Consider the following 18,523-nt stretch of genomic DNA (forward strand, 5'->3'; position numbering starts at 1 on the left):
GCAGACTGCGCTCAGCTCAGGTTCGGCATCCGGTCGGCGTCGGAGACGATCTCGAACTCGCCGGCGCGCGGCCAGTTGCGCAGCACGAACAGGGCCTCGCGGGCCTCCCAGCCGGCGTCACCGTCGTCCCAGTCCTCGGCGTCGCCGTCATCGATCATCCCGAAGGCCTCGCCGTTCGCCTCAGCGGCACGGTCCGGGTAGATGTCGAAGTCCTCGGCCAGGTCGATGCTCGCGATTCGGCCGTCGGCGGTCTCGATGCTGAGGTACAGGTCAGTGCCGTCCGGGGCAACGATGTGCCCGCGCACCGGGTAGGTCTGGCGGGAGGGCACAACGCGCTCGGCGTCGGCGGGCACCTGCACGGTGATGGTGCTGACGAGCCACTCACCAGGCTCGTCGCTGCCGGCCTCGTGGTCACGCGCGACCCAGAACTCGGCTGCAGCGAGCTGATCGCGCAGCACCTGTGCGGTGTGCGGGTCGAGGGCATGGGTGTCGTCCAGCACCGCAAGAACGGAATCGCGGATGTGGACCGGCAGCACGATCTTCTGCTCGGCGGCGTCACCCCAGTCCTCGTCGCCATCCCAGTCGATCGTGTGGTCGAGTGCGAGGACGGCCACGTGGGCCAGGGCCGTCGCGCCGATGGAGACGGCAGCGCTGACGAGCGGCGGATTCTTCACACCCCAGCTGCCCAGCTTGTCATCGGCCCACCGGTTGAAGCGGGTGAGCAGCGGCCAACCCGCATACGTCAGCGCAGCGCTGCCGATCCCGATCGCGGCATTGACCGCGTTCTCCTTCTTCGGGTCCAGCGGCGTGCTGACGCCGGTGTAGGATTCCGCTCCCGAAGCGGCAGACAGCACACCGGTGGCGCCAGCGTAGACAAGACGGGCGGTCTGCTGGTGCTTCTTCGGCACCCACCACGGGCGGAAGGCCGACAGTGCCGCCAAACCGAGGTCGACGGAGGCGGCCACAAAGGGATTCAGACGCATAGGGTGCTCCTCGGGCAGGGGTCGCGGGACCAGAAGGCAGGGGGCTGGGAATCCGGGGTCACAGGATCGGGGAGTCCGGCAGGTCGAAGCCGAGCGCGCGGGCGGCCTCGGCAGCACTCGGCTGGCTCCACCAGCGCGCCACCTGCGCTGAGGTGGCCAGCGAGCGCATCTCGGCCAGGTCGGTGTAGAGCACCCCATCGAGGTGGTCGGTCTCGTGGGCGACGATGCGCGCCTGCCAGCCGGTGATCTCCCGTTCGATGCTGCCGCCGCCGAGGTGGTGGCCGGTGAGTGCGATCGTGCGCGGGCGGGCGACGACGGCCTGGTAACCGGGAATCGACAGGCAGCCCTCATAGAAGGCCACCTGCTCATCACCGACGGCCTGGTAATGGGAGTTGACGATCGCCGCGTACGGTGTCGGTGTGCGCTCGCGGATGCGGGCGACCTCACCGAGCACCGGCGCCGGGTCTTCGATGACGAACATCCGCAGGCTGATGCCGACTTGCGGGGCGGCGAGCCCGACACCGGGTGCGGCCTGCATCGTGGCACGCATCGCTGCAGCGAGTCCCTGCAGGGTCGCGTCGTCGATCTGCCCGTCGACCTCCTCGGTCGTCTGGCGCAGCACCGGGTGCCCGGCTTCGACGATCGGGATGATCCCGTCGTTGTCGGCTGCTGCGGCCAGTGCGGCCTCAACCTGTTCGGCGACGGTAGTCGGCTCGGCGCGGCTGGGCGGTTCGAAGTCCGTGGCCGGTGCGGCGCTGGCTGTGCGTGCGGTCATCGGGCGCGGGCCACGATCGTCTGGGCGTGCTTGAGCAGTGGGGCGTCGATCATCTTGCCCTCGTAGCTGAAGGCGCCCGAGGAGGTCTCAGCGAGTGCGAGCACCTCACGCGCCCAGGTCAGCTGCTCCTCCGTCGGGGCGAACGCCTCACGCACGACGGCGATGTGCTTGGGGTGGATCGAGACCTTCCCGTCGAAACCGGATTCGACGGCATCCTCGGTCTCGACCGCGAGGCCGTCGAGATCGTCGATGGCCGCCCAGATCGAATCGAGGGCGAGCTTGCCGTGGGCCTTCGCCGCCAGCAGGGTCAGCGAGCGCACGGTGCGGCAGACGTCGCGGTAGGTGCCATCGGCTTTGCGGGAGGACCCGCCGCCCAAGTCGGCGGTCAGGTCTTCGGCACCCCACATGAGGGCTGCGACGTTGTCGGCGGCGGCGACCTCAGCGGCGTTGATGCCGCCCGTGGCCGTCTCGATGAGGGCGATGACCTGGTACTCAGCCAGCGCCTCGGGCCCGGTGGCGTCTTCTGCTTTGGGCAGCATGACGTGAGTGAACGGCAGCCTTCCGAGCAACTCCAGGTCTGCGGAGAAATGCTCAGTGTCTGGGGCGTTGACCCGGATGACGGTGCGGGCAGGATCGAGGGCATCGTCGCCGGCGCAGTGCTCAGCCAGCGCCTTGCGGGCGGCAGCCTTGTCCGCCTCGGCGACGGCGTCTTCGAGGTCGACGATGACGATATCGGAGCGGTCAGCGGCCTTGCGGTAGCGGTCCGGGCGATCGGCCGGGACGAACAGCCAGGCGGGAGCGAACGTGAAGGACATCACACCTCCTTGCCTGTGGTGGCGTGATCGGAGGTGAAGACCATAGTCTTGCGCACGGCCTTGGCGACGATCTCGCCGTGCTGGTTGCGGCCGATGTGCTCCAGGCTCACGATGCCCTGGCCAGGCCGGGAGTTCGACAGACGCTTGTCGACGATCTTCGTCTCCGCATACAGGGTGTCGCCGTGGAACAGCGGTGCAGGGAACGCGACCTCGGAGAAGCCGAGGTTGCCGACGATCGTGCCCTGGGTCAGCTGGGAGACAGAGAGGCCGACGAGGGTGGCGAGGGTGAACATCGAGTTCACCAGGCGCTGGCCGAACGGCTCGGTCTCAGCGAAAGCGGCGTCGAGGTGGAGTGCCTGGGTGTTCATCGTCACGGCGGTGAACCAGGTGTTGTCAGCCTCGGTGATCGTTCGGCCGGGGGCGTGCTTGTACACCGCGCCGATCTCGAACTCCTCGAACCACAGCCCACGCTGCTGGATGACGTGGGTGGGCTCGGCGGCGTCAGCGGTGCCGCTCTGCTCAGGCGATGGCGTGTTCTCAGTCATGGCTCAAGCGTACAAGCCGGGGTGACACAGGGCACTCGGGTGGCTCCCATGCTGGGGCCGGCTCCGACCGAGCATCAGCCAGCCGGAACGTCTTCTTCATCGCTAGTGAAGACAACCGAAAGGTGCCGCGTCATGAACTCCTTGAGGGTTTTCAGCGAGTCCCGCTCTAGCTGCCGTATCCGCTCCCGCGTCACGTCGTACGCCTGGCCGATGACCTCGAGGGTCTGCGGCTCGCCTCTCCATCCGAATCGGCGTCGGATGATGTCAGCCTCGCGGGGTCCAAGCAACTGGTCGATGACTGCATTGACCGCTGCTTTGCGCTCGCGCAGCAGCATCTCGTCCTCCGGGTGCGGAAGAGTGTGGTGGCTGTCCCGCGTTTGCATCTCGATCCGACTGAACCTTTCGGCGAAGAGCCCCACGAGCTTTTCGTCGTCGAGGATGAGATCCAGCGAACGAGGCTGTATCTGCTGAACCCGGTGCAAGCGATCCGCGGCGTGCCCACAGGCACGGCCGGGCTCACATTTTCGGTGTGCGTTGAGATCCTCGACGACATGAACCGGCAGCCTGATAGTGCGATCCTCGTCGGCCATCGCCCGCGTTATCGACTGCCGAATCCACCACATCGCATAGGTCGAGAACTTCTGCGATCGGGTGTAGTCGAATTTCTCAACGGCCCGGACCAATCCGAAGTTTCCGTGAGAGATTAGGTCGAGGAACTCCAGCTTATCTGTGTACGACGCATACTGCTTCGCGACGCTGACCACCAGGCGGAGGTTGGCGACGATGAACTTCTCTTTCGCCTCCCGGCCCTCGCGCACGATCGCTTCGAGGTCATGACGTTCTCGTCGTGTGGAGTAATGTTCGTTCCGCCAGAGGTACTCCGCGTACAGCCCCGCTTCGATGGTCTTCGCCAGCGCGACCTCATCTTCAGCGGTGAGCAACGGCACCTTGCCGATGCCGATCAGATAGAGCTTGGTGCTGTCGTGCAAGCTCTTGCCGCCGAGCTGCGGCCTCAACTCGTCTGCGTCAGCTTTCCGTCCATCCGGTATCCGAAGGACGATCTCAAACGCCCCGTCTTCAGCGGGCCCGGAGTCCGTCGGTAACGACGTAGGTTCATTCGGCTCTGGGTCCCCAGCTTCCGGAACCACGACAGGCTCAGGCCTGAGCACCGTATCGACAGCCAGCGGCTCCTCCGCTTCGGCGCGCGGTTCAGCAGCCGGTGGCGGCATCTGACGCAGACCTTCGAGGAGAAAGCGCCTGAGCCTTCGGACTTCGTCACCGGTGAAATGTCCGACACGATCTGCGAACTGTTCGATGTCAGCGTACTGGCGGCTCTTGCGCTCGAATGGATCCTCAGCAGTCCGTGCGGCGAAGACGTGAACGAAGCGCCCTCTGCCGCCATTCGGCTTGCGCCGGATGACTCGGCCGAGCCTCTGAATGGTCTGACGGGCCTGTCTCGACCCGGAAACCACGATCGCGAGGTCGGCTCGGGGCACATCGATTCCCTCGTCGAGGATCCGGGGCGCGCACAGCGCTTGCGCATGACCATGGCCGAAGCGGCTGAGAGCCCCGCGCCTGGTCTCCGGCGGCGAGTCGCTGCTGATCGACTCACACTTGACCCCTGCCGAACTGAGGACAGCGCCGGCTTGAGTTGAGCTGTCGATCGTGTCGGCAAAAACGAGGGTTCCATCCGATTTCGCGACAACCGGAGCAAGCTCCTCCAAAAGCCGAAGCTTGGCTCGGGCATTCGACAGCACAGACTGCCTGCGGTTCATCGCGTCGAGATAGCGGCGCGCCATCACAGCAGCCGGACTCGTATCGTCTCGCCGACCGGCGAGGCGGGAGACTGCTATGAAGAACTTCCCCACAGGAGCACCGACCAGCCGGAGCTTGTGCCGAAGGGGACTTTCGAGTTTGTTCATCCTGCTGCTGAAGCTCTCATAGTTTGAGCGTTCGTCGGCGTTCAGATCGATGCTCACGAAGGCGAGATCGAACGGGGCGATCACGCCGTCTTCAAGCGCGCGGTCGTACCACAGGCGAAAGATGACTCCGCCGAAGTAGGGATCCAATTGGTGCTTGTGTGCTTCATCCGGCCGCTCATAGGTGGCAGTCAGACCGAGTCGGTAGGAGAAGCGCTCACTGAGCGCACGCACGAAGGACGGGGCCGCGTAGCGATGAGTCTCGTCAGCGATGAGAAGACCACTGTGGTGGTCTGCCAGCTGCTCGCTGCGGGCAGCAGAGTGGACGACTGCAATGACGATGTCGCAGTCCCGAAGCGAATCGCGGCGCCCGTTGCCGAACATGCCGACGAGAGCATCGGGCAGGGTCGTGTTCAGTCGCGAAAACCACTGCTCCTGCAGCTCAATAGTCGGCACGAGCACCAGGACCTTGACTCCCATTCGGCACGCCTCGTATGCAGCGGTGATGCCGACCATCGTCTTGCCGGCACCGGTCACTGCCTCGATGACACCTCGACAATCTGATGCGTGCCAGCGATCCAACGCCTCTGCCTGCCAATCCCACAGGCCGGGGTTCACCTCTCGCGCTGGCCGTCCGCGCACGAGAGCAAGGAACGGGTCGTGAGGCTCAGCCGGTTCTGTTCGCAATCTCGGCAACACAGCCTCGATTTCGTCAAGGCGCCCCGAGGGCTGCCGCCTGATCGGCGTGGGATCCATGATGGTCATCGCAACCTCATTTCTTAACCGGCGACCTATATCAGCCGTCTTATAAGTGAGTGTATGCGGATTGACAGACATCACACTCACTCCGGCACGCAGCGCTCACCGAAGCCCTTCCAGCACCCCACCCCTCCCCGCACTCGTCAGTCGCGTATCGGGTGTTTATGATGAGCACCACAACCTGGTGACGGCAGTCACACCCCGATCCTTCAGAGGAGCCATCACGTGAGCGCGCAACGAGAACTCTCCTACACCTCGGGCACGTCGTCCCAGCCGCTGCTCGGCGACACGATCGGTGCGAACTTCAAGAAGAACGTCGCCCGGTTCGCCGACCGCGAAGCCCTCGTCGACGCCCCGACCGGCCGCCGCTGGACCTACGCCGAACTCGATCGCGACTCCGATGCGGTGGCGATGAGCCTCATCGACCGCGGGATCGCCAAGGGCGACCGGGTCGGCATCTGGGCGCAGAACCTGCCGGAGTGGACGATCGTGCAGTACGCGATGGCGAAGATCGGCGCGATCCTCGTCAATATCAATCCCGCCTACCGCGCCCATGAGCTCGAGTACGTGCTCAAGCAGTCGGGCACGACGCTGCTCATCTCGCAGATGGCCGCCCCGCACTCGGACTTCGTGGCCCTCGCCCGCGAGGTGGCCGGCAGCGTGCCGGGCCTGCAGCTGGTCTTCATCGACACCGCCGCCGAGGCGGTGGTCACCAAGCCTGCCGGTGGCCTCGACGAGTCGGAATCTTTCGCCCACCTGCTCGAGCGCGGCCGGGAGCTCATGGAGCGTCCAGCGGTCAAAGCCGATGTGCGGCTGGCAACACTCGGTGCCGAGCTGGGAGCCGACGAGCCGATCAACATCCAGTACACCTCGGGAACCACCGGCTTCCCCAAGGGCGTGACCTTAAGCCACCACAACATCCTGAACAACGGCTACTTCATCGGCGAGCTGCTCAGCTACACCGAAGAGGACATCGTGTGCCTGCCGGTGCCGTTCTTCCACTGTTTTGGGATGGTCATCGGCAACCTCGACATCTACTCCCACGGGGCGTGCGCGGTCATCCCCTCCCCCGGCTTCGACCCGCAGGCGACCCTTCAGGCCGTCGCCGATGAGAAGGCCACATCGCTGTACGGTGTGCCGACGATGTTCATCGCTGAGCTGGAGCTGGCGAACTTCACCGACTTCGACCTCTCGACGCTGCGCACCGGCGTCATGGCCGGCTCGACCTGCCCTGTAGAGGTGATGAAGCGGGTTATCAGCGACATGCACATGTCCGAGGTGGCGATCTGCTACGGCATGACTGAGACTGCGCCGGTGTCGACGATGACCCGCACCGATGACAGCCTGGAGCGCCGCACCGAGACCGTCGGCCGGGTGATGCCGCACACCGAGGTCAAGGTCGTCGATCCCGTCACCGGGCTGACGGTGCCGCGCGGTGAGAAGGGCGAGCTGTGCACACGCGGCTACTGCGTCATGCTCGGGTACTGGCAGGAGCCGGACAAGACCGCCGAGGCGATCGACGCCGCGCGCTGGATGCACACCGGGGATCTGGCGATCATGGACGACGACGGGTACCTCAACATCACCGGCCGGATCAAAGACATGGTGATCCGCGGTGGAGAGAACATCTACCCGCGTGAGATCGAGGAGTTCCTCTACCAGCATCCGGCGATCCGCGACGTGCAGGTGGTCGGGGTCTCCGATGAGAAGTACGGCGAGGAGCTCATGGCCTGGGTGATCCTGCGCGACGGTGCTGAGGAGCTGACGATCGACCGGCTGCGCGAGTTCTGCTCCGGCCAGCTGGCGCATTACAAGATCCCCCGCTACCTGCAGATCACCGACGAGTTCCCCATGACCGTCTCCGGCAAGATCCGCAAGGTCGAGCTGCGGGCGAAAGCCGAGGAACTGGTGGGGTAAGAACAGCAGTGAACTGCCCGGTAGACACACGACAACCGTCCAAGGCGTCTGTGCTGGCCGATCCCGAAGTGGTTCGCGTCGTCCGGTTTCGCGTTCGCTGGCATGAATTCCCGAAGTGCCCGAGGAGGAAGAGCCTGCACGTGCGTGGGGCAATGATGGCGTTTCACCTACGCCAAGAGGATCAAGGCGCTCGTTCCCTTCGGTGTACAGTAAGTGACGCATCTCCCCCTCCGACCGATCGGAGTTGAGCCCTTGGCTGCTTGCGTAGATGCACTGTTCCCCGCGTGCGCGGGGAGCATACTTCTTGATCAGGAATGATACCTATTGTTCTAGCGAAGTACATTCACTATTGGACGCTAGCCGTTCGACTGCACTATGCAGTCAGCTCACACCTTCAACTCGCCCATCTCGTCCCAGCCGTCGCCGTCGACCTGACGGGAGAGGATCTTCGGGGTCGCGGTGAGGTGCGGCTTCATCGCTTCGAGGCCCTTGGCGAAATGGTCGCTCGTGACGTGCGGCTCAGCGCCGTCGTCGGTGAATGCCTCGCAGAGGACGAACTCGTTCGGGTTCTCCAGGCTGCGTGACCATTCGAACCACAGGTTGCCCCGTTCTGCGCGCGTCGCCTCGGTGAATTCGCGGACGATCTCCGGCCACTGTTCGACGCTCTCATCCTTGACGGGGAACTTGACGACGATGAAATACACGATGCCTCCTCGGCGCGACACTCGATCAAACGGTCTCACCTGCAAGAATCGCACATCTGACCCACTGCGGCCAGCAGTCCGCGCAGCCAGCAGCTCGCTCAGCGCCGCAGTTCGTGCAGGATCGCAGCGATCCCGGTCCGCACACCGGTCCCCAGCGTCGTACCAACCTCATCCGGGGCGAAGAACGGCGAGTGATTGCCGGCCGGGCCGCCTTCGGTGGCCATCTTCTCCTCCGAGAAGGCACCAAAGAACCAGTAGACGTAGGGCACGTCGATGGTGTCGCCGAACAAGCCGACGTCCTCGGACCCGGTCGCTGGATCGGTCTGCTCGACCTTCTCTTCACCGATCGTCTCAGCGAACACCTCCAACAGCTCCTCGGCATGGCTGGGGCTGTTGTAGCAGCGCGGGAAGCGGTACATCTCTTCGATCGACGGCTCCGGCGCCCCCGAGGCCTGCGCTTCGGCCTTGATGATCCGTTCGATCGCGGCGAGGACCTCTTCGCGGATCCCTTCGCTGAAGGTGCGGATGTTCATCGTGAACTCCGCGGAGTCCGGGATGATGTTCTCCTTCAGCCCGCCCTTGACCGTCGCGATCGTCACCACCACCGCTTCGCGTGCGGAGATCTCGCGGGACACGACCGTCTGCAGACGCGTGATCATGAACGCCGCCAACACGATCGGGTCGATCGCCGCCTCGGGCTGGGAGCCGTGCGCCTGCTTGCCGTGCACTGTCACGCGCAGGCAGTCCGACATCGCCATCGCAGTGCCGACCGACAGGCTGACGTGGCCGGCCCGGCCGGGCCACACATGCTGACCGTAGACGGCCTGCGGCCTGGGCACCTGATCCCACAGCCCGTCGTTGAGCATCGCGAGTGCGCCCTGGGCGGTCTCCTCTCCGGGCTGGAAGATCATCACGACGGTGCCGGACCAGGCCCCGCGGTTTGCGGTCAAAAGCCGGGCGATGCCGAGCGCCACGGTGATGTGGGTGTCGTGCCCGCAGCCGTGCATGACCGGTGATTCGGTACCGTCGGGCAGGGTGCCCCGGGCGGTCGAGGCGTAGTCGAGGCCGGTGTCCTCGGCGATCGGCAGGCCGTCGGTGTCCGCCCGGTAGGCGACCACCGGTCCGGTGCCGTTGTCGATGACGGCGACAACGCCGGTGCCGCCGAAGCGCTGCGGGGTCAGGTCGAGGGCGCGCAGGTGCTCCTCGATGCGGGCGGCGGTCCACTCCTCCTGCATCGACAGTTCTGGATGCGCGTGGAACTCCCGGTACTCTTCTTCGAGCTGCGGCAGCAAGGTGCTGAGCTGGCGGTCGATCTCGGCTGAGGTGAGCGGCGCGTCGATGGGCATAGGTCCTCCGTTTCCGTGGTCAGCGCTGTTCATGCGCGTCCCTTCAGCCTATCTGCCGCGCTACCCGATCCACCCGAACCGATTGACCACCGCGTCGAAGATGAGCAGCACGCCGATGACGAAGAAGGTCACCGCGGTGACAGTGCCGGTGTTGCGCTCAACCCAGGCGCGGAAACCGGCGAGCGCAGGTTCGATCCGCTCGTGGACCAGCAACCGCATGATCGTGAGGATGAGGGCCGGCAGCACCATGACCACCGCGTAGGCTGCCAGCGTCAGAATGCCGGGCAGGCCCTCATTGATGGTGATGCCGATACCGGCCAGATAGGGGTACATGCCGGTGATCTCGATGAGACCGGCGATGAGCGCCAGGCCCGAGGCGGTGGCGAAGGTGCCGGTGACGGCCACCTTGTCCTGGAATCGGTTGGCGAAGCCCACCTGGCCCTCCCACAGCCTGCGGGGCAGGAATGCCGAGGCGAGGCAGATGACGCCGAGGACCAGTTCGATCCACGGGATGGCTGACCATTTACCGATCCAGCTGAAGGCCGCCAGCCCGCCGTAGTACAGCGCGATGCCGACCAGCCAGTAGAACGCGGCAAGAACTGCCAGATAGACGAACACGAGGCTGATGCGCACCCGCTGGGCCAGCAGCATCCACAGCGGAATGCCGAGTGTGCCGATGCTCGTGGCATCGAGCAGTGCGAGCCCGGCGAGGAGGAGCAGCGTGGCAGTCATCGTCACCATTCAAGCACGACCGGAGACCTGCCTCGGGCGCGGCAGACCCACAACGGCGGGCACCTCCCGAACAGGAGGCACCCGCCGTCAGAGGCGAGTCAGCCCCTCCTCACAGCCCCAGATCGCGGGCGATGAGCATGAGCTGGACTTCAGTGGTGCCTTCGCCGACTTCGAGGATCTTCGAGTCGCGGTAGTGGCGGGCGACGAGGTACTCGTTCATGAAGCCGTAGCCGCCGTGGATCTGGGTGGCGTCGCGGGCGTTGTCCATCGCGGCCTCACCGGCGATCATCTTCGCCACAGCGGCTTCCTTCTTGAACGGCAGCCCTGCGATCATCCGCGAGGCAGCCAGGTAGTAGGCCGCACGGGCGGCCACAACACGGGCCTCCATGCGGGCGATCTTGAACGAGATGCCCTGGTATTCCGAGATCGGCTTGCCGAACGACGTGCGCTCCTTGGCGTACCCGACCGACTCATCGACACAGCCCTGTGCGGCACCGGTCGACAGTGCAGCGACAGCGATGCGGCCCTCATCGAGGATCCGCAGGAAGTTCGCGTAGCCGCGGCCGCGTTCGCCGAGCAGGTTCTCCTCCGGGACTTTGACGTCTTCGAAGGTCAGCGGGTGGGTGTCCGAGGAGTTCCAGCCGACCTTGTCGTACTTCGGCTCGACGGTGAAGCCCGGGGTGCCCGCCGGGATCATGATCGTCGAGATCTCCGGCTTCTGCGCACCGTCCCGGCCGGTGCGGGTGCCGGTGACCGCGGTGGCGGTCACCAGCCGAGTGATGTCGGTGCCGGAATTGGTGATGAAGCACTTGCCGCCGTTGATCGTCCACTCACCGTCAGCCAGCGTGGCCTTCGTCTTCGTCCCACCGGCATCGGATCCGGCCTCCGGCTCGGTCAGCCCGAAGGCGGCCAGGCCGGAGCCGTCGGTGAGCTGCGGGAGCCATTCGCGCTTCTGCTCCTCGGTGCCGAAGCGGTAGATCGGCATCGCACCGAGCGACACGGCGGCTTCGAGGGTGATGGCCAGCGACTGGTTCTCCCGGGCGATCTCCTCGATCGCCAGGCACAGGGCGAAGTAGTCGCCGCCCATGCCGCCGTACTCCTCGTCGAACGGCAGGCCGAACAGGCCCATCTGGCCCATCTTCTTCACCAGCGCATAGGGGAACTCGCGCTTGGCATCGAGCTCGGCGCTGACCGGCGCGACCTCAGTGTCGGTGAACTTCGCGACCTGCAGGCGCAGGTCCTCGTACTCCTCGGGCAGCATGCCGGGGGTGAATGTCTGCGTCATGATTCTTCCTTACTGTCAGCCTGGTTGTCTTCTTCTGCGTCAGTGTCGACGATGGTGGCGAGCACCTCGTCGAGTGCGACCTGAGTGCCGACCTGGGTCTTCAGGTGCACGATCCCGTCGGCGGGGGCGGTGAGCACGTGCTCCATCTTCATTGCCTCGACGACGACGACCGGCGTGCCGGCGGTCACCTCGGCGCCGTCTGCGGCGCGCACGTCGATGACCGCGCCGGGCATCGGGGCGGTGATGTCGGCCCCGGCGGCACCGGGGTCAAGGGCGGTGTCGGCCTGCGGGCGGGTGAAGGCGAAGATGCCGCGTTCGCTCATCACCCACACGCTCTCGCCGCTGACGGCGACCCGCGCGCGGTGGGTCTGCCCACCGCTGACAAGGCGGCACTGGCCGTCTGCAGACCAGCGCACCTGCTCGCCACGCCAGATCGCCTCGTATTCGGTCCCGGCGTGCACGAGCGGCATCGTGACCTCGACCGGGCGCGAGGTGCGCCAGCCGGTCGGCCGGTCCCACGCCGAGGCGCCGGCTGGGTCGGCGCCGTCGACGGTCACCGCACCAGCGGCAGTCGCCGCCCGCTGCTGGCGGTCGATGATCGCCACAGCCGCGAAGAGCAGGTCGAGCTCAGCGGGGGCATGGGAGAGTTCGTCCTCGCTCATCCGGTCGATGAGCCCGGTGTCGAGCTCGCCCGCCTTGACGTCCTCGCGGCTCATGAGGGTGCGCAGGAAGTCGATGTTCGTCACGATGCCGGGCACTGCGGTGCGGCCGAGAGCGTCGTAGAGCTTCTGCACCCCACTGGCCCGGTCCGGGGCGTGGACGATGAGCTTGGCGATCATCGGGTCGTAGTCCGAGGCAATGAACTGCCCGGCGGTCAGTCCGGCATCGACGCGGATGCCCTCCCCTGCCGGGGTGATGACGTCGATGGCCTGGCCGCCGGTGGGCAGGAAGCCGCGGGAAGGATCCTCAGCGTAGATGCGGGCCTCGATCGCGTGGCCGTCCAGAGTGATGTCGTCCTGGGTGAGGCTGAGCTCCTCACCAGCGCCGATCCGGATCTGCCATTCGACGAGGTCGATGCCGGTGACCTCCTCGGTCACCGGATGCTCGACCTGCAGGCGGGTGTTCATCTCCATGAAGAAGAACTCATCGGGCTGATCGGCAGCGACGATGAACTCGACCGTGCCGGCCCCGCAGTAGCCGACCGAGCGGGCGGTGTTGCAGGCGGCCTCACCGATCCGGGCGCGGGTGGATTCGTCGAGCAGCGCCGATGGGGCCTCTTCGATGACCTTCTGGTGGCGGCGCTGCAGGGAGCATTCGCGTTCGCCTAAGTGGATGACGTTGCCGTGCTCATCGGCGAGCACCTGCACCTCGATGTGGCGCGGAGCGGCGACGAGGCGCTCGAGGAACAGGGTGTCATCGCCGAACGAGCTTGCCGCCTCACGGCGGGCAGCTGCGAGCCTGTCGGCCAGTTCGGATTCCTCGAACACCGCGTGCATGCCCTTGCCGCCGCCTCCGGCCGAGGGCTTGATGAGGACCGGGAAGCCGATCTTCACCGCCTCGGCGGCCAGCTGCTCATTGCTCAGCCCGCCTTCGGAGACACCGGGCACGAGCGGCACGCTGTGGCTGGCCACCGCCTGCTTGGCGGCGATCTTGTCCCCCATCGTCTCGATCGCAGCAGCACTCGGGCCGAGGAACACGATGCCGGCCTCTTCGCAGGCACGGGCGAATGTGGGGTTCTCAGACAGGAAGCCGTAGCCGGGATGGATCGCCTGCGCACCAGTGGCCTGGGCTGCGGCGATGACCTTGTCGATGACGAGGTAGGTCTCGTTCGCGGCAGCCGGGCCGAGGTGCACGGCGACATCGGCTGCCCGGGTGTGGGCGGCCTCGGCGTCGGCATCGGAGTACACGGCGACGGTGCGGATGCCCAGGCGCCGGCACGTGCGGATGACGCGCAGGGCGATCTCGCCGCGGTTGGCGATGAGGATTGTGTCGAAGAGCTTCACGGTCATCACATCCTGAAGACGCCATAGCCTGGCGCGTCGAGCGGGCGGGCAAGGGGCGCATACCGGCAGGCTTCGAGGGCGAGTGCGAGCACCTGGCGGGTGTCGGCGGGTTCGATGATGCCGTCGTCCCACAGGCGGGCGGTCGAGTAGTACGGGTTGCCCTGGGCTTCGTACTGGTCGAGGATCGGGGCCTTGAACTCGGCTTCCGCCTCGGCCGGCCAGTCCTCGCCGCGGGCTTCGATGGCATCGCGGCGCACGGTGGCCAGCACGCTGGCGGCCTGCTCACCGCCCATGACGGAGATGCGGGCGTTGGGCCACATCCACAGGAAGCGCGGGCTGTAGGCGCGCCCGCACATCGAATAGTTGCCAGCACCATAGGAGCCGCCGATGACGACGGTGAACTTCGGCACCCGGGCGGTGGCCACGGCGTTGACCATCTTGGCGCCGTGCTTGGCGATGCCGGCGGCTTCGTAGTCGCGGCCGACCATGAAGCCGGAGATGTTCTGCAGGAACAGCAGCGGAGTGTCGCGCTGATCGCACAGTTCGATGAAGTGCGCGCCCTTCATGGCCGATTCGCCGAACAGCACGCCGTTGTTGGCGATGATGCCCACGGGGTGGCCGTCAATGCGGGCGAAGCCGGTGATGAGCGTAGTGCCGTATTCGGCTTTGAATTCGTGGAACTTCGAGCCGTCGACGATCCGGGCGATGACCTCGTGGACGTCGTAGGGGACCTTCGAGTCGGTCGGGACGACCTGGGTGAGCTCGGCCGGGTCATGGGCCGGTGCCTCGGGTTCGGTGCGCTGCCAGGCCGGGGCGTCCTTCGGCCCGAGGGTGGCGACGATGTCGCGCATGATCTCCAGGGCGTGGGAGTCATTGGCGGCCAGGTGGTCGGTGACACCGGAGGTGCGGGAGTGCAGGGTGCCTCCGCCGAGCTCTTCGGCGGTGACGACCTCGCCGGTGGCGGCTTTGACCAGGGGCGGGCCGCCGAGGAAGATCGTGCCCTGTTCGTGGACGATGATCGATTCATCGGCCATCGCCGGGACGTAGGCCCCGCCGGCGGTGCAGGAGCCCATGACGGCGGCCAGCTGCGGGATCCCGGCGGCTGAGAGGGTCGCCTGGTTGTAGAAGATCCGGCCGAAGTGCTCGCGGTCGGGGAACACGTCGTCCTGGTTGGGCAGGTTCGCCCCGCCGGAGTCGACGAGGTAGATGCAGGGCAGGCGATTCTCGCGTGCGACTTCCTGAGCGCGCAGGTGCTTTTTGACCGTCATCGGATAGTAGGTGCCGCCCTTGACAGTGGCGTCGTTGGCGACGATGACGCATTCGCGTCCGGCGACCCGGCCGATGCCGGTGATGATGCCCGCTCCCGGGCTGGCGTCGTCGTACATGCCGCCGGCGGCCAGCGGGGAGAGCTCCAGGAACGGCGAACCGGGATCGAGGAGGTTCTCGACGCGGTCACGCGGCAGCAGCTTGCCGCGCGCGAGGTGCTTCTCGCGTGACTTCTCAGAGCCGCCGTGGGCAGTGGCTTCGATCCGCTGGCGCAGCTCGGCGATGAGCTCAGCGTGGGCGGATGCGTTGGCCTCTGCGGTGGCGGGATTGACCGGTGAGCCGATGACTGGCATATGTGATCTCCCGACAGTTCAGTTAATGATCGTTAACCGAGTCTTATGGTAGCGAACGATTCACGTGAGGGACAACACAGCTGCCGGCCAGCGCTTCTGACGGCGCGCGCTGCTGCCGGCTGACACCCGCGGCTGCCCGGCTCCCCGGCAGTGGCAGTCCTGCCACTTGCGTGCACCGATCGGCACGGCGGCAGGACATCAGTGTGGAGTCCTCGCTGCCGCCTGCGGACGCGCCTGGCGGCGCGGCCGACTCCTCAGGCGCGTGACGATGACGCTGATCTGGCTGTGGGTCGCCTCCTGGGCGGTGATCGCGCTCGCGTTCTGGCTCGATCACCGCTCCCCCGGCTCCGGCAGCACCATCGGCGGGGCAACGGTGGTCACCGGCTTCTGCATCCTCATCGCGGCAACCCTCAGTCGCGGCGTCGAAATGCGGGCAGTTGACCGATACCAGGCGAGGGTCATCGAGACAGTGCTCGAATGGGCCAGCAGCCAGCCTGGACGGTTGGCCCGCAGCGTTGACGGCCTGCCGAACGTCCACGGCGGATACGAACCCGATGACTGGAAGATCTGCGTCGCCGCCAGTACCCTGTGCGTCGTCCCCGCTGTCGCCGCGCTGTTGCATCCGAGCCCCGAGGCGCGCATGCCGCTGGGAGATCTGCGCTTCTTCGCCGCCGCTGAATCCGGCATCACCTACCGGGGTGCCTCACTGCCCACCGCGCACAACTGGAAGCGCCCGCACTGATCCGCGCGCGAACTCCTGCCGCTGAGGGCATCGGCTCCGGCGGCGCTGAGGGCATCTGCTCCGGCGGGGCTGAGATGATTCGGTTAGCGGTGACTCACTGAGTTAGGCTGTCAGCCATGAACGCCTCTGCTGTCCCGGCTGCCACCCACTCCCCCAGCGGTGGTGTGCGCGCTGCTGCGAAGGCTCAGCGCCGCGAAGCGATCCTGCAGGCGGCCAAAGGGCTGTTCGCCCGGCGCGGCTTCCACGCTGTCGGCATCGAGGACATCGGCACCGGGGCCGGGATCTCCGGGCCGGCGGTCTACCGGCACTTCGCGTCGAAGGAAGCAATCCTCATCGAGCTGCTCGTCGGGATCTCCGAATACCTGCGCACCGGCGGCCGCGAGCTGCTGGCCGAGGCGACCGGCGCCTCGGGCGCGGCTGCGCTCATCGGCCGGCTCATCGACTTCCATGTCGACTTCGCCCTCCGCGAACCGGAGCTCATCCGGATTCAGGACCGTGACTTAACCGCGCTGCCCGATGAGGCCCGCCGCCGGGTGCGGCAGCTGCAGCGGCAGTACGTGACCCTGTGGGCCGAGCAGCTCACCGCCCTCGACCCGGCACTCAGCCTCGATGAGGCGACAGTGCGGATTCATGCCGTGTTCGGCATGATCAACTCGACACCCTATGTCGCCCGGCGCATCGACCACGACATCGTCCGCGTCCAGCTGCTCACCGGTGCGCGCGCCTCGCTCGGGCTGCCGGCCCGCGGCTGAAGCGGCGGCGGAACCCGTTGCACCCGGGTTGGAGCTGCGGCTCAGGCGACGACGTCGAAGAGCAGCGTGCCTGTCTCTGGTTCAGCTGAGCGCAGCCGGATCTGCACCGGCTCGCCCACCGGTGCCCTGCCGGCAGCCCACACAACAACGGCAGGTTCGGGCACATGCACCTCGACGAGCTGGGTGCCGTCCTTCGTGGTCCGCGAGCCGACGACGACCCCGTCGAAGACCTCGCCGGTGCGCTCGGCAAGCAGGACGGCTTCGGTGTATTCGATGACCTGCTTGTCGATCTGGCCGGCCAGCCGGCCGGTCTCCTTCATCACCGCGGGCAGCTCGGCCAGCCCGTCGAGCGCCCACGCCGGGGCATCGGCTTCCCGGCAGGCGGCTTCAGCGATCGGCAGCACGTAGCGGTCGATAAGCCGGCGCAGCGGAGCGGTCGTGTGCGCATAAGGAGCGCCGACGGCGGCCTGCAGCAGCTCATCCTCACCGGTCTCCGCACCGATGAGCGTGTAGCCTGCTCCCCGGAACAGCGAGGGTGAGGCGTAGTGGACGGCGAGCGCACGCGGATTGCGATCCTGGTGACCGATGCTGCGGATGACGTCCTGGTACGGCGCCGCGGCATCGAAGCCAAGGCCTGCGACGATGGCGAGGAATGCGCTGATGGTCTCCTCATCCGGGCGCGGCATCGTGCGCAGCACCCCGTGGTCGGCGCGCAGCATGAAATCGGCTGCGACCCGGCCGGCGAGCAGGCTGATCTGCGCGTTGTCATCCTCAATGCCCTGCCTGGGCCGGTAGCTGAGCGTGTAGTCGCCGTTGGTCTCGGTGACCTCCTGGTCCGGGATCGCAAGGTCGAGGCCGCCGCGGGCGATTTCATCGGCCTTGAGGGCCGCGCCGATCGCCGGCAGCGCGGCGATCGCCTCGGGCAGCGGCCGGCCGGCATCGGCGTCGGCTTGGATGGTGTCGTAGTCGAGCTGGGCGCGGGAGCGCACGACCGCGCGCTCGAGGTCCTGGCGTGCGATCGTGCCGTCGGCTGCGAGTTCGACGGTGAAGACGTAGGCGGCCCGGTCCTCGCCGGGCAGCAGGGAGGCCGCGCCTTCGGAGATGATCTCCGGGTGCAGCGGGATGCGCCGGTCGGGCAGGTAGATCGTCTGCCCCCGGGCGTGGGTCTCGACGTCGAGCGGCCCACCAGGGGTGATGAACCGGCCGACGTCGGCGATCGCGTAGCGGACGCGGAAGGCTGCCCCGTCTTCAGCCGTGTCGAGGGCTTCGAGGTGCATCGCCTGGTCGAGGTCGGTGGCACCGTGGGGGTCGATGGTGACGAACGGGATCTCGCGCAGGTCGGCCCGCTCGGTGTCGACGCCGTCCCGGCCGAGCGCGAAGGGGTCGCCTCCGAGTTCGGCGACCGCCGCCTCGGCGTCGGCCAGCGCGGCTGCCGGGTACCCCTCCGGCAGGTCGGCGGCAAGTGCGGCGTAGGCCTCGCGCAGGTGCGCGGCGAGCGGGCCGGGGGCCGGGTCCCGGCGCCGAGGCGACAGTGAGGCAGGCAGACGCAGGCGGGTGAGCATGGGATCAGGTTACCGGGAACCGCCCGTGGAACCGCGCAACCGCAGCTGGCTGGGCCTGCTCGTTC

15 protein-coding genes are annotated in these 18,523 nt (G+C 66.8%); 3 read left to right on the forward strand and 12 right to left on the reverse strand.

Features of this window, described 5'->3' with window-relative positions; genetic code table 11:
- Positions 1–11: 11 nt before the first annotated feature.
- From M3B11_RS00190 to M3B11_RS00210, 5 genes are all read right to left on the reverse strand, one after another.
- Complete coding sequence (locus M3B11_RS00190) at positions 12–983, reverse strand: hypothetical protein (RefSeq protein ID WP_259874429.1); 972 nt, start codon at positions 981–983, stop codon at positions 12–14.
- 58 nt (positions 984–1,041) lie between these two features.
- Positions 1,042–1,758, reverse strand: coding sequence for a peptide deformylase (locus tag M3B11_RS00195; RefSeq protein ID WP_259874431.1), 717 nt, complete (start codon positions 1,756–1,758; stop codon positions 1,042–1,044).
- Entirely contained in the window at positions 1,755–2,573 is an 819-nt protein-coding gene (locus M3B11_RS00200) for a CoA ester lyase (protein ID WP_259874432.1), read from the reverse strand. The genes M3B11_RS00195 and M3B11_RS00200 overlap by 4 nt, the downstream gene beginning before the upstream one ends.
- Positions 2,573–3,118, reverse strand: a complete 546-nt coding sequence (locus M3B11_RS00205) for a MaoC family dehydratase (RefSeq protein WP_259874434.1) — start codon at positions 3,116–3,118, stop codon at positions 2,573–2,575. Before M3B11_RS00205 ends, M3B11_RS00200 begins: the two co-directional genes overlap by 1 nt.
- Positions 3,119–3,192: 74 nt before the next feature.
- Positions 3,193–5,802: a sigma-70 family RNA polymerase sigma factor gene (locus M3B11_RS00210; RefSeq protein ID WP_259874435.1), complete on the reverse strand. Its 2,610-nt coding sequence runs from the start codon at positions 5,800–5,802 to the stop codon at positions 3,193–3,195.
- A 219-nt stretch (positions 5,803–6,021) separates the two neighbouring features.
- On the opposite strand from M3B11_RS00210, the gene M3B11_RS00215 reads away from it, so the two are divergent.
- On the forward strand, positions 6,022–7,713 hold the full coding sequence (locus M3B11_RS00215; RefSeq protein ID WP_259874437.1) for an AMP-binding protein: 1,692 nt from the start codon (positions 6,022–6,024) through the stop codon (positions 7,711–7,713).
- A gap of 386 nt (positions 7,714–8,099) precedes the next feature.
- Here M3B11_RS00215 and M3B11_RS00220 read toward each other — a convergent pair whose 3' ends face one another.
- The 6 genes from M3B11_RS00220 to M3B11_RS00245 all read right to left on the reverse strand — a co-directional run bounded on the left by M3B11_RS00220 (position 8,100) and on the right by M3B11_RS00245 (position 15,402).
- A complete protein-coding gene (locus M3B11_RS00220; RefSeq protein ID WP_259874439.1) occupies positions 8,100–8,417 on the reverse strand; it encodes a putative quinol monooxygenase in 318 nt (105 codons plus the stop codon).
- Positions 8,418–8,515: 98 nt separating this feature from the next.
- Positions 8,516–9,757, reverse strand: a complete 1,242-nt coding sequence (locus tag M3B11_RS00225; RefSeq protein ID WP_259874621.1) for an amidohydrolase — start codon at positions 9,755–9,757, stop codon at positions 8,516–8,518.
- Positions 9,758–9,823: 66 nt separating this feature from the next.
- The gene (locus tag M3B11_RS00230; protein ID WP_259874441.1) at positions 9,824–10,495 is read right to left on the reverse strand and encodes a GAP family protein; all 672 of its coding nucleotides are present in this window, start codon (positions 10,493–10,495) and stop codon (positions 9,824–9,826) included.
- A gap of 109 nt (positions 10,496–10,604) precedes the next feature.
- Positions 10,605–11,780: an acyl-CoA dehydrogenase family protein gene (locus M3B11_RS00235; protein ID WP_259874443.1), complete on the reverse strand. Its 1,176-nt coding sequence runs from the start codon at positions 11,778–11,780 to the stop codon at positions 10,605–10,607.
- Positions 11,777–13,789: an acetyl-CoA carboxylase biotin carboxylase subunit gene (locus tag M3B11_RS00240; RefSeq protein WP_259874445.1), complete on the reverse strand. Its 2,013-nt coding sequence runs from the start codon at positions 13,787–13,789 to the stop codon at positions 11,777–11,779. Before M3B11_RS00240 ends, M3B11_RS00235 begins: the two co-directional genes overlap by 4 nt.
- A complete protein-coding gene (locus M3B11_RS00245; RefSeq protein ID WP_259874446.1) occupies positions 13,789–15,402 on the reverse strand; it encodes a carboxyl transferase domain-containing protein in 1,614 nt (537 codons plus the stop codon). Before M3B11_RS00245 ends, M3B11_RS00240 begins: the two co-directional genes overlap by 1 nt.
- 262 nt (positions 15,403–15,664) lie before the next feature.
- Here M3B11_RS00245 and M3B11_RS00250 point away from each other — a divergent pair, with 262 nt between their 5' ends.
- Together M3B11_RS00250 and M3B11_RS00255 are read left to right on the forward strand one after the other, a co-directional pair.
- Positions 15,665–16,144, forward strand: a complete 480-nt coding sequence (locus tag M3B11_RS00250) for a hypothetical protein (protein WP_259874447.1) — start codon at positions 15,665–15,667, stop codon at positions 16,142–16,144.
- 116 nt (positions 16,145–16,260) lie between these two features.
- Entirely contained in the window at positions 16,261–16,896 is a 636-nt protein-coding gene (locus M3B11_RS00255) for a TetR/AcrR family transcriptional regulator (protein WP_259874450.1), read from the forward strand.
- Positions 16,897–16,937: 41 nt separating this feature from the next.
- On the opposite strand, the gene M3B11_RS00260 is transcribed toward M3B11_RS00255, so the two are convergent.
- Positions 16,938–18,458, reverse strand: a complete 1,521-nt coding sequence (locus M3B11_RS00260) for an RNB domain-containing ribonuclease (RefSeq protein ID WP_259874452.1) — start codon at positions 18,456–18,458, stop codon at positions 16,938–16,940.
- Positions 18,459–18,523: the final 65 nt, after the last annotated feature.

The organism is Brevibacterium sp. p3-SID960 (assembly GCF_025144725.1).
Lineage (GTDB): Bacteria > Actinomycetota > Actinomycetes > Actinomycetales > Brevibacteriaceae > Brevibacterium.

Excerpts from the sequence above, each read along its gene's own strand:
- M3B11_RS00240 (WP_259874445.1), bottom strand. The coding sequence starts at position 13,789 with ATGACCGTGAAGCTCTTCGACACAATCCTCATCGCCAACCGCGGCGAG.
- M3B11_RS00195 (WP_259874431.1), bottom strand. The coding sequence starts at position 1,758 with ATGACCGCACGCACAGCCAGCGCCGCACCGGCCACGGACTTCGAACCG.
- M3B11_RS00210 (WP_259874435.1), bottom strand. The coding sequence starts at position 5,802 with ATGACCATCATGGATCCCACGCCGATCAGGCGGCAGCCCTCGGGGCGC.
- M3B11_RS00235 (WP_259874443.1), bottom strand. The coding sequence starts at position 11,780 with ATGACGCAGACATTCACCCCCGGCATGCTGCCCGAGGAGTACGAGGAC.
- M3B11_RS00260 (WP_259874452.1), bottom strand. The coding sequence starts at position 18,458 with ATGCTCACCCGCCTGCGTCTGCCTGCCTCACTGTCGCCTCGGCGCCGG.
- M3B11_RS00205 (WP_259874434.1), bottom strand. The coding sequence starts at position 3,118 with ATGACTGAGAACACGCCATCGCCTGAGCAGAGCGGCACCGCTGACGCC.
- M3B11_RS00255 (WP_259874450.1), top strand. The coding sequence starts at position 16,261 with ATGAACGCCTCTGCTGTCCCGGCTGCCACCCACTCCCCCAGCGGTGGT.
- M3B11_RS00200 (WP_259874432.1), bottom strand. The coding sequence starts at position 2,573 with ATGTCCTTCACGTTCGCTCCCGCCTGGCTGTTCGTCCCGGCCGATCGC.
- M3B11_RS00190 (WP_259874429.1), bottom strand. The coding sequence starts at position 983 with ATGCGTCTGAATCCCTTTGTGGCCGCCTCCGTCGACCTCGGTTTGGCG.
- M3B11_RS00230 (WP_259874441.1), bottom strand. The coding sequence starts at position 10,495 with ATGACTGCCACGCTGCTCCTCCTCGCCGGGCTCGCACTGCTCGATGCC.
- M3B11_RS00245 (WP_259874446.1), bottom strand. The coding sequence starts at position 15,402 with ATGCCAGTCATCGGCTCACCGGTCAATCCCGCCACCGCAGAGGCCAAC.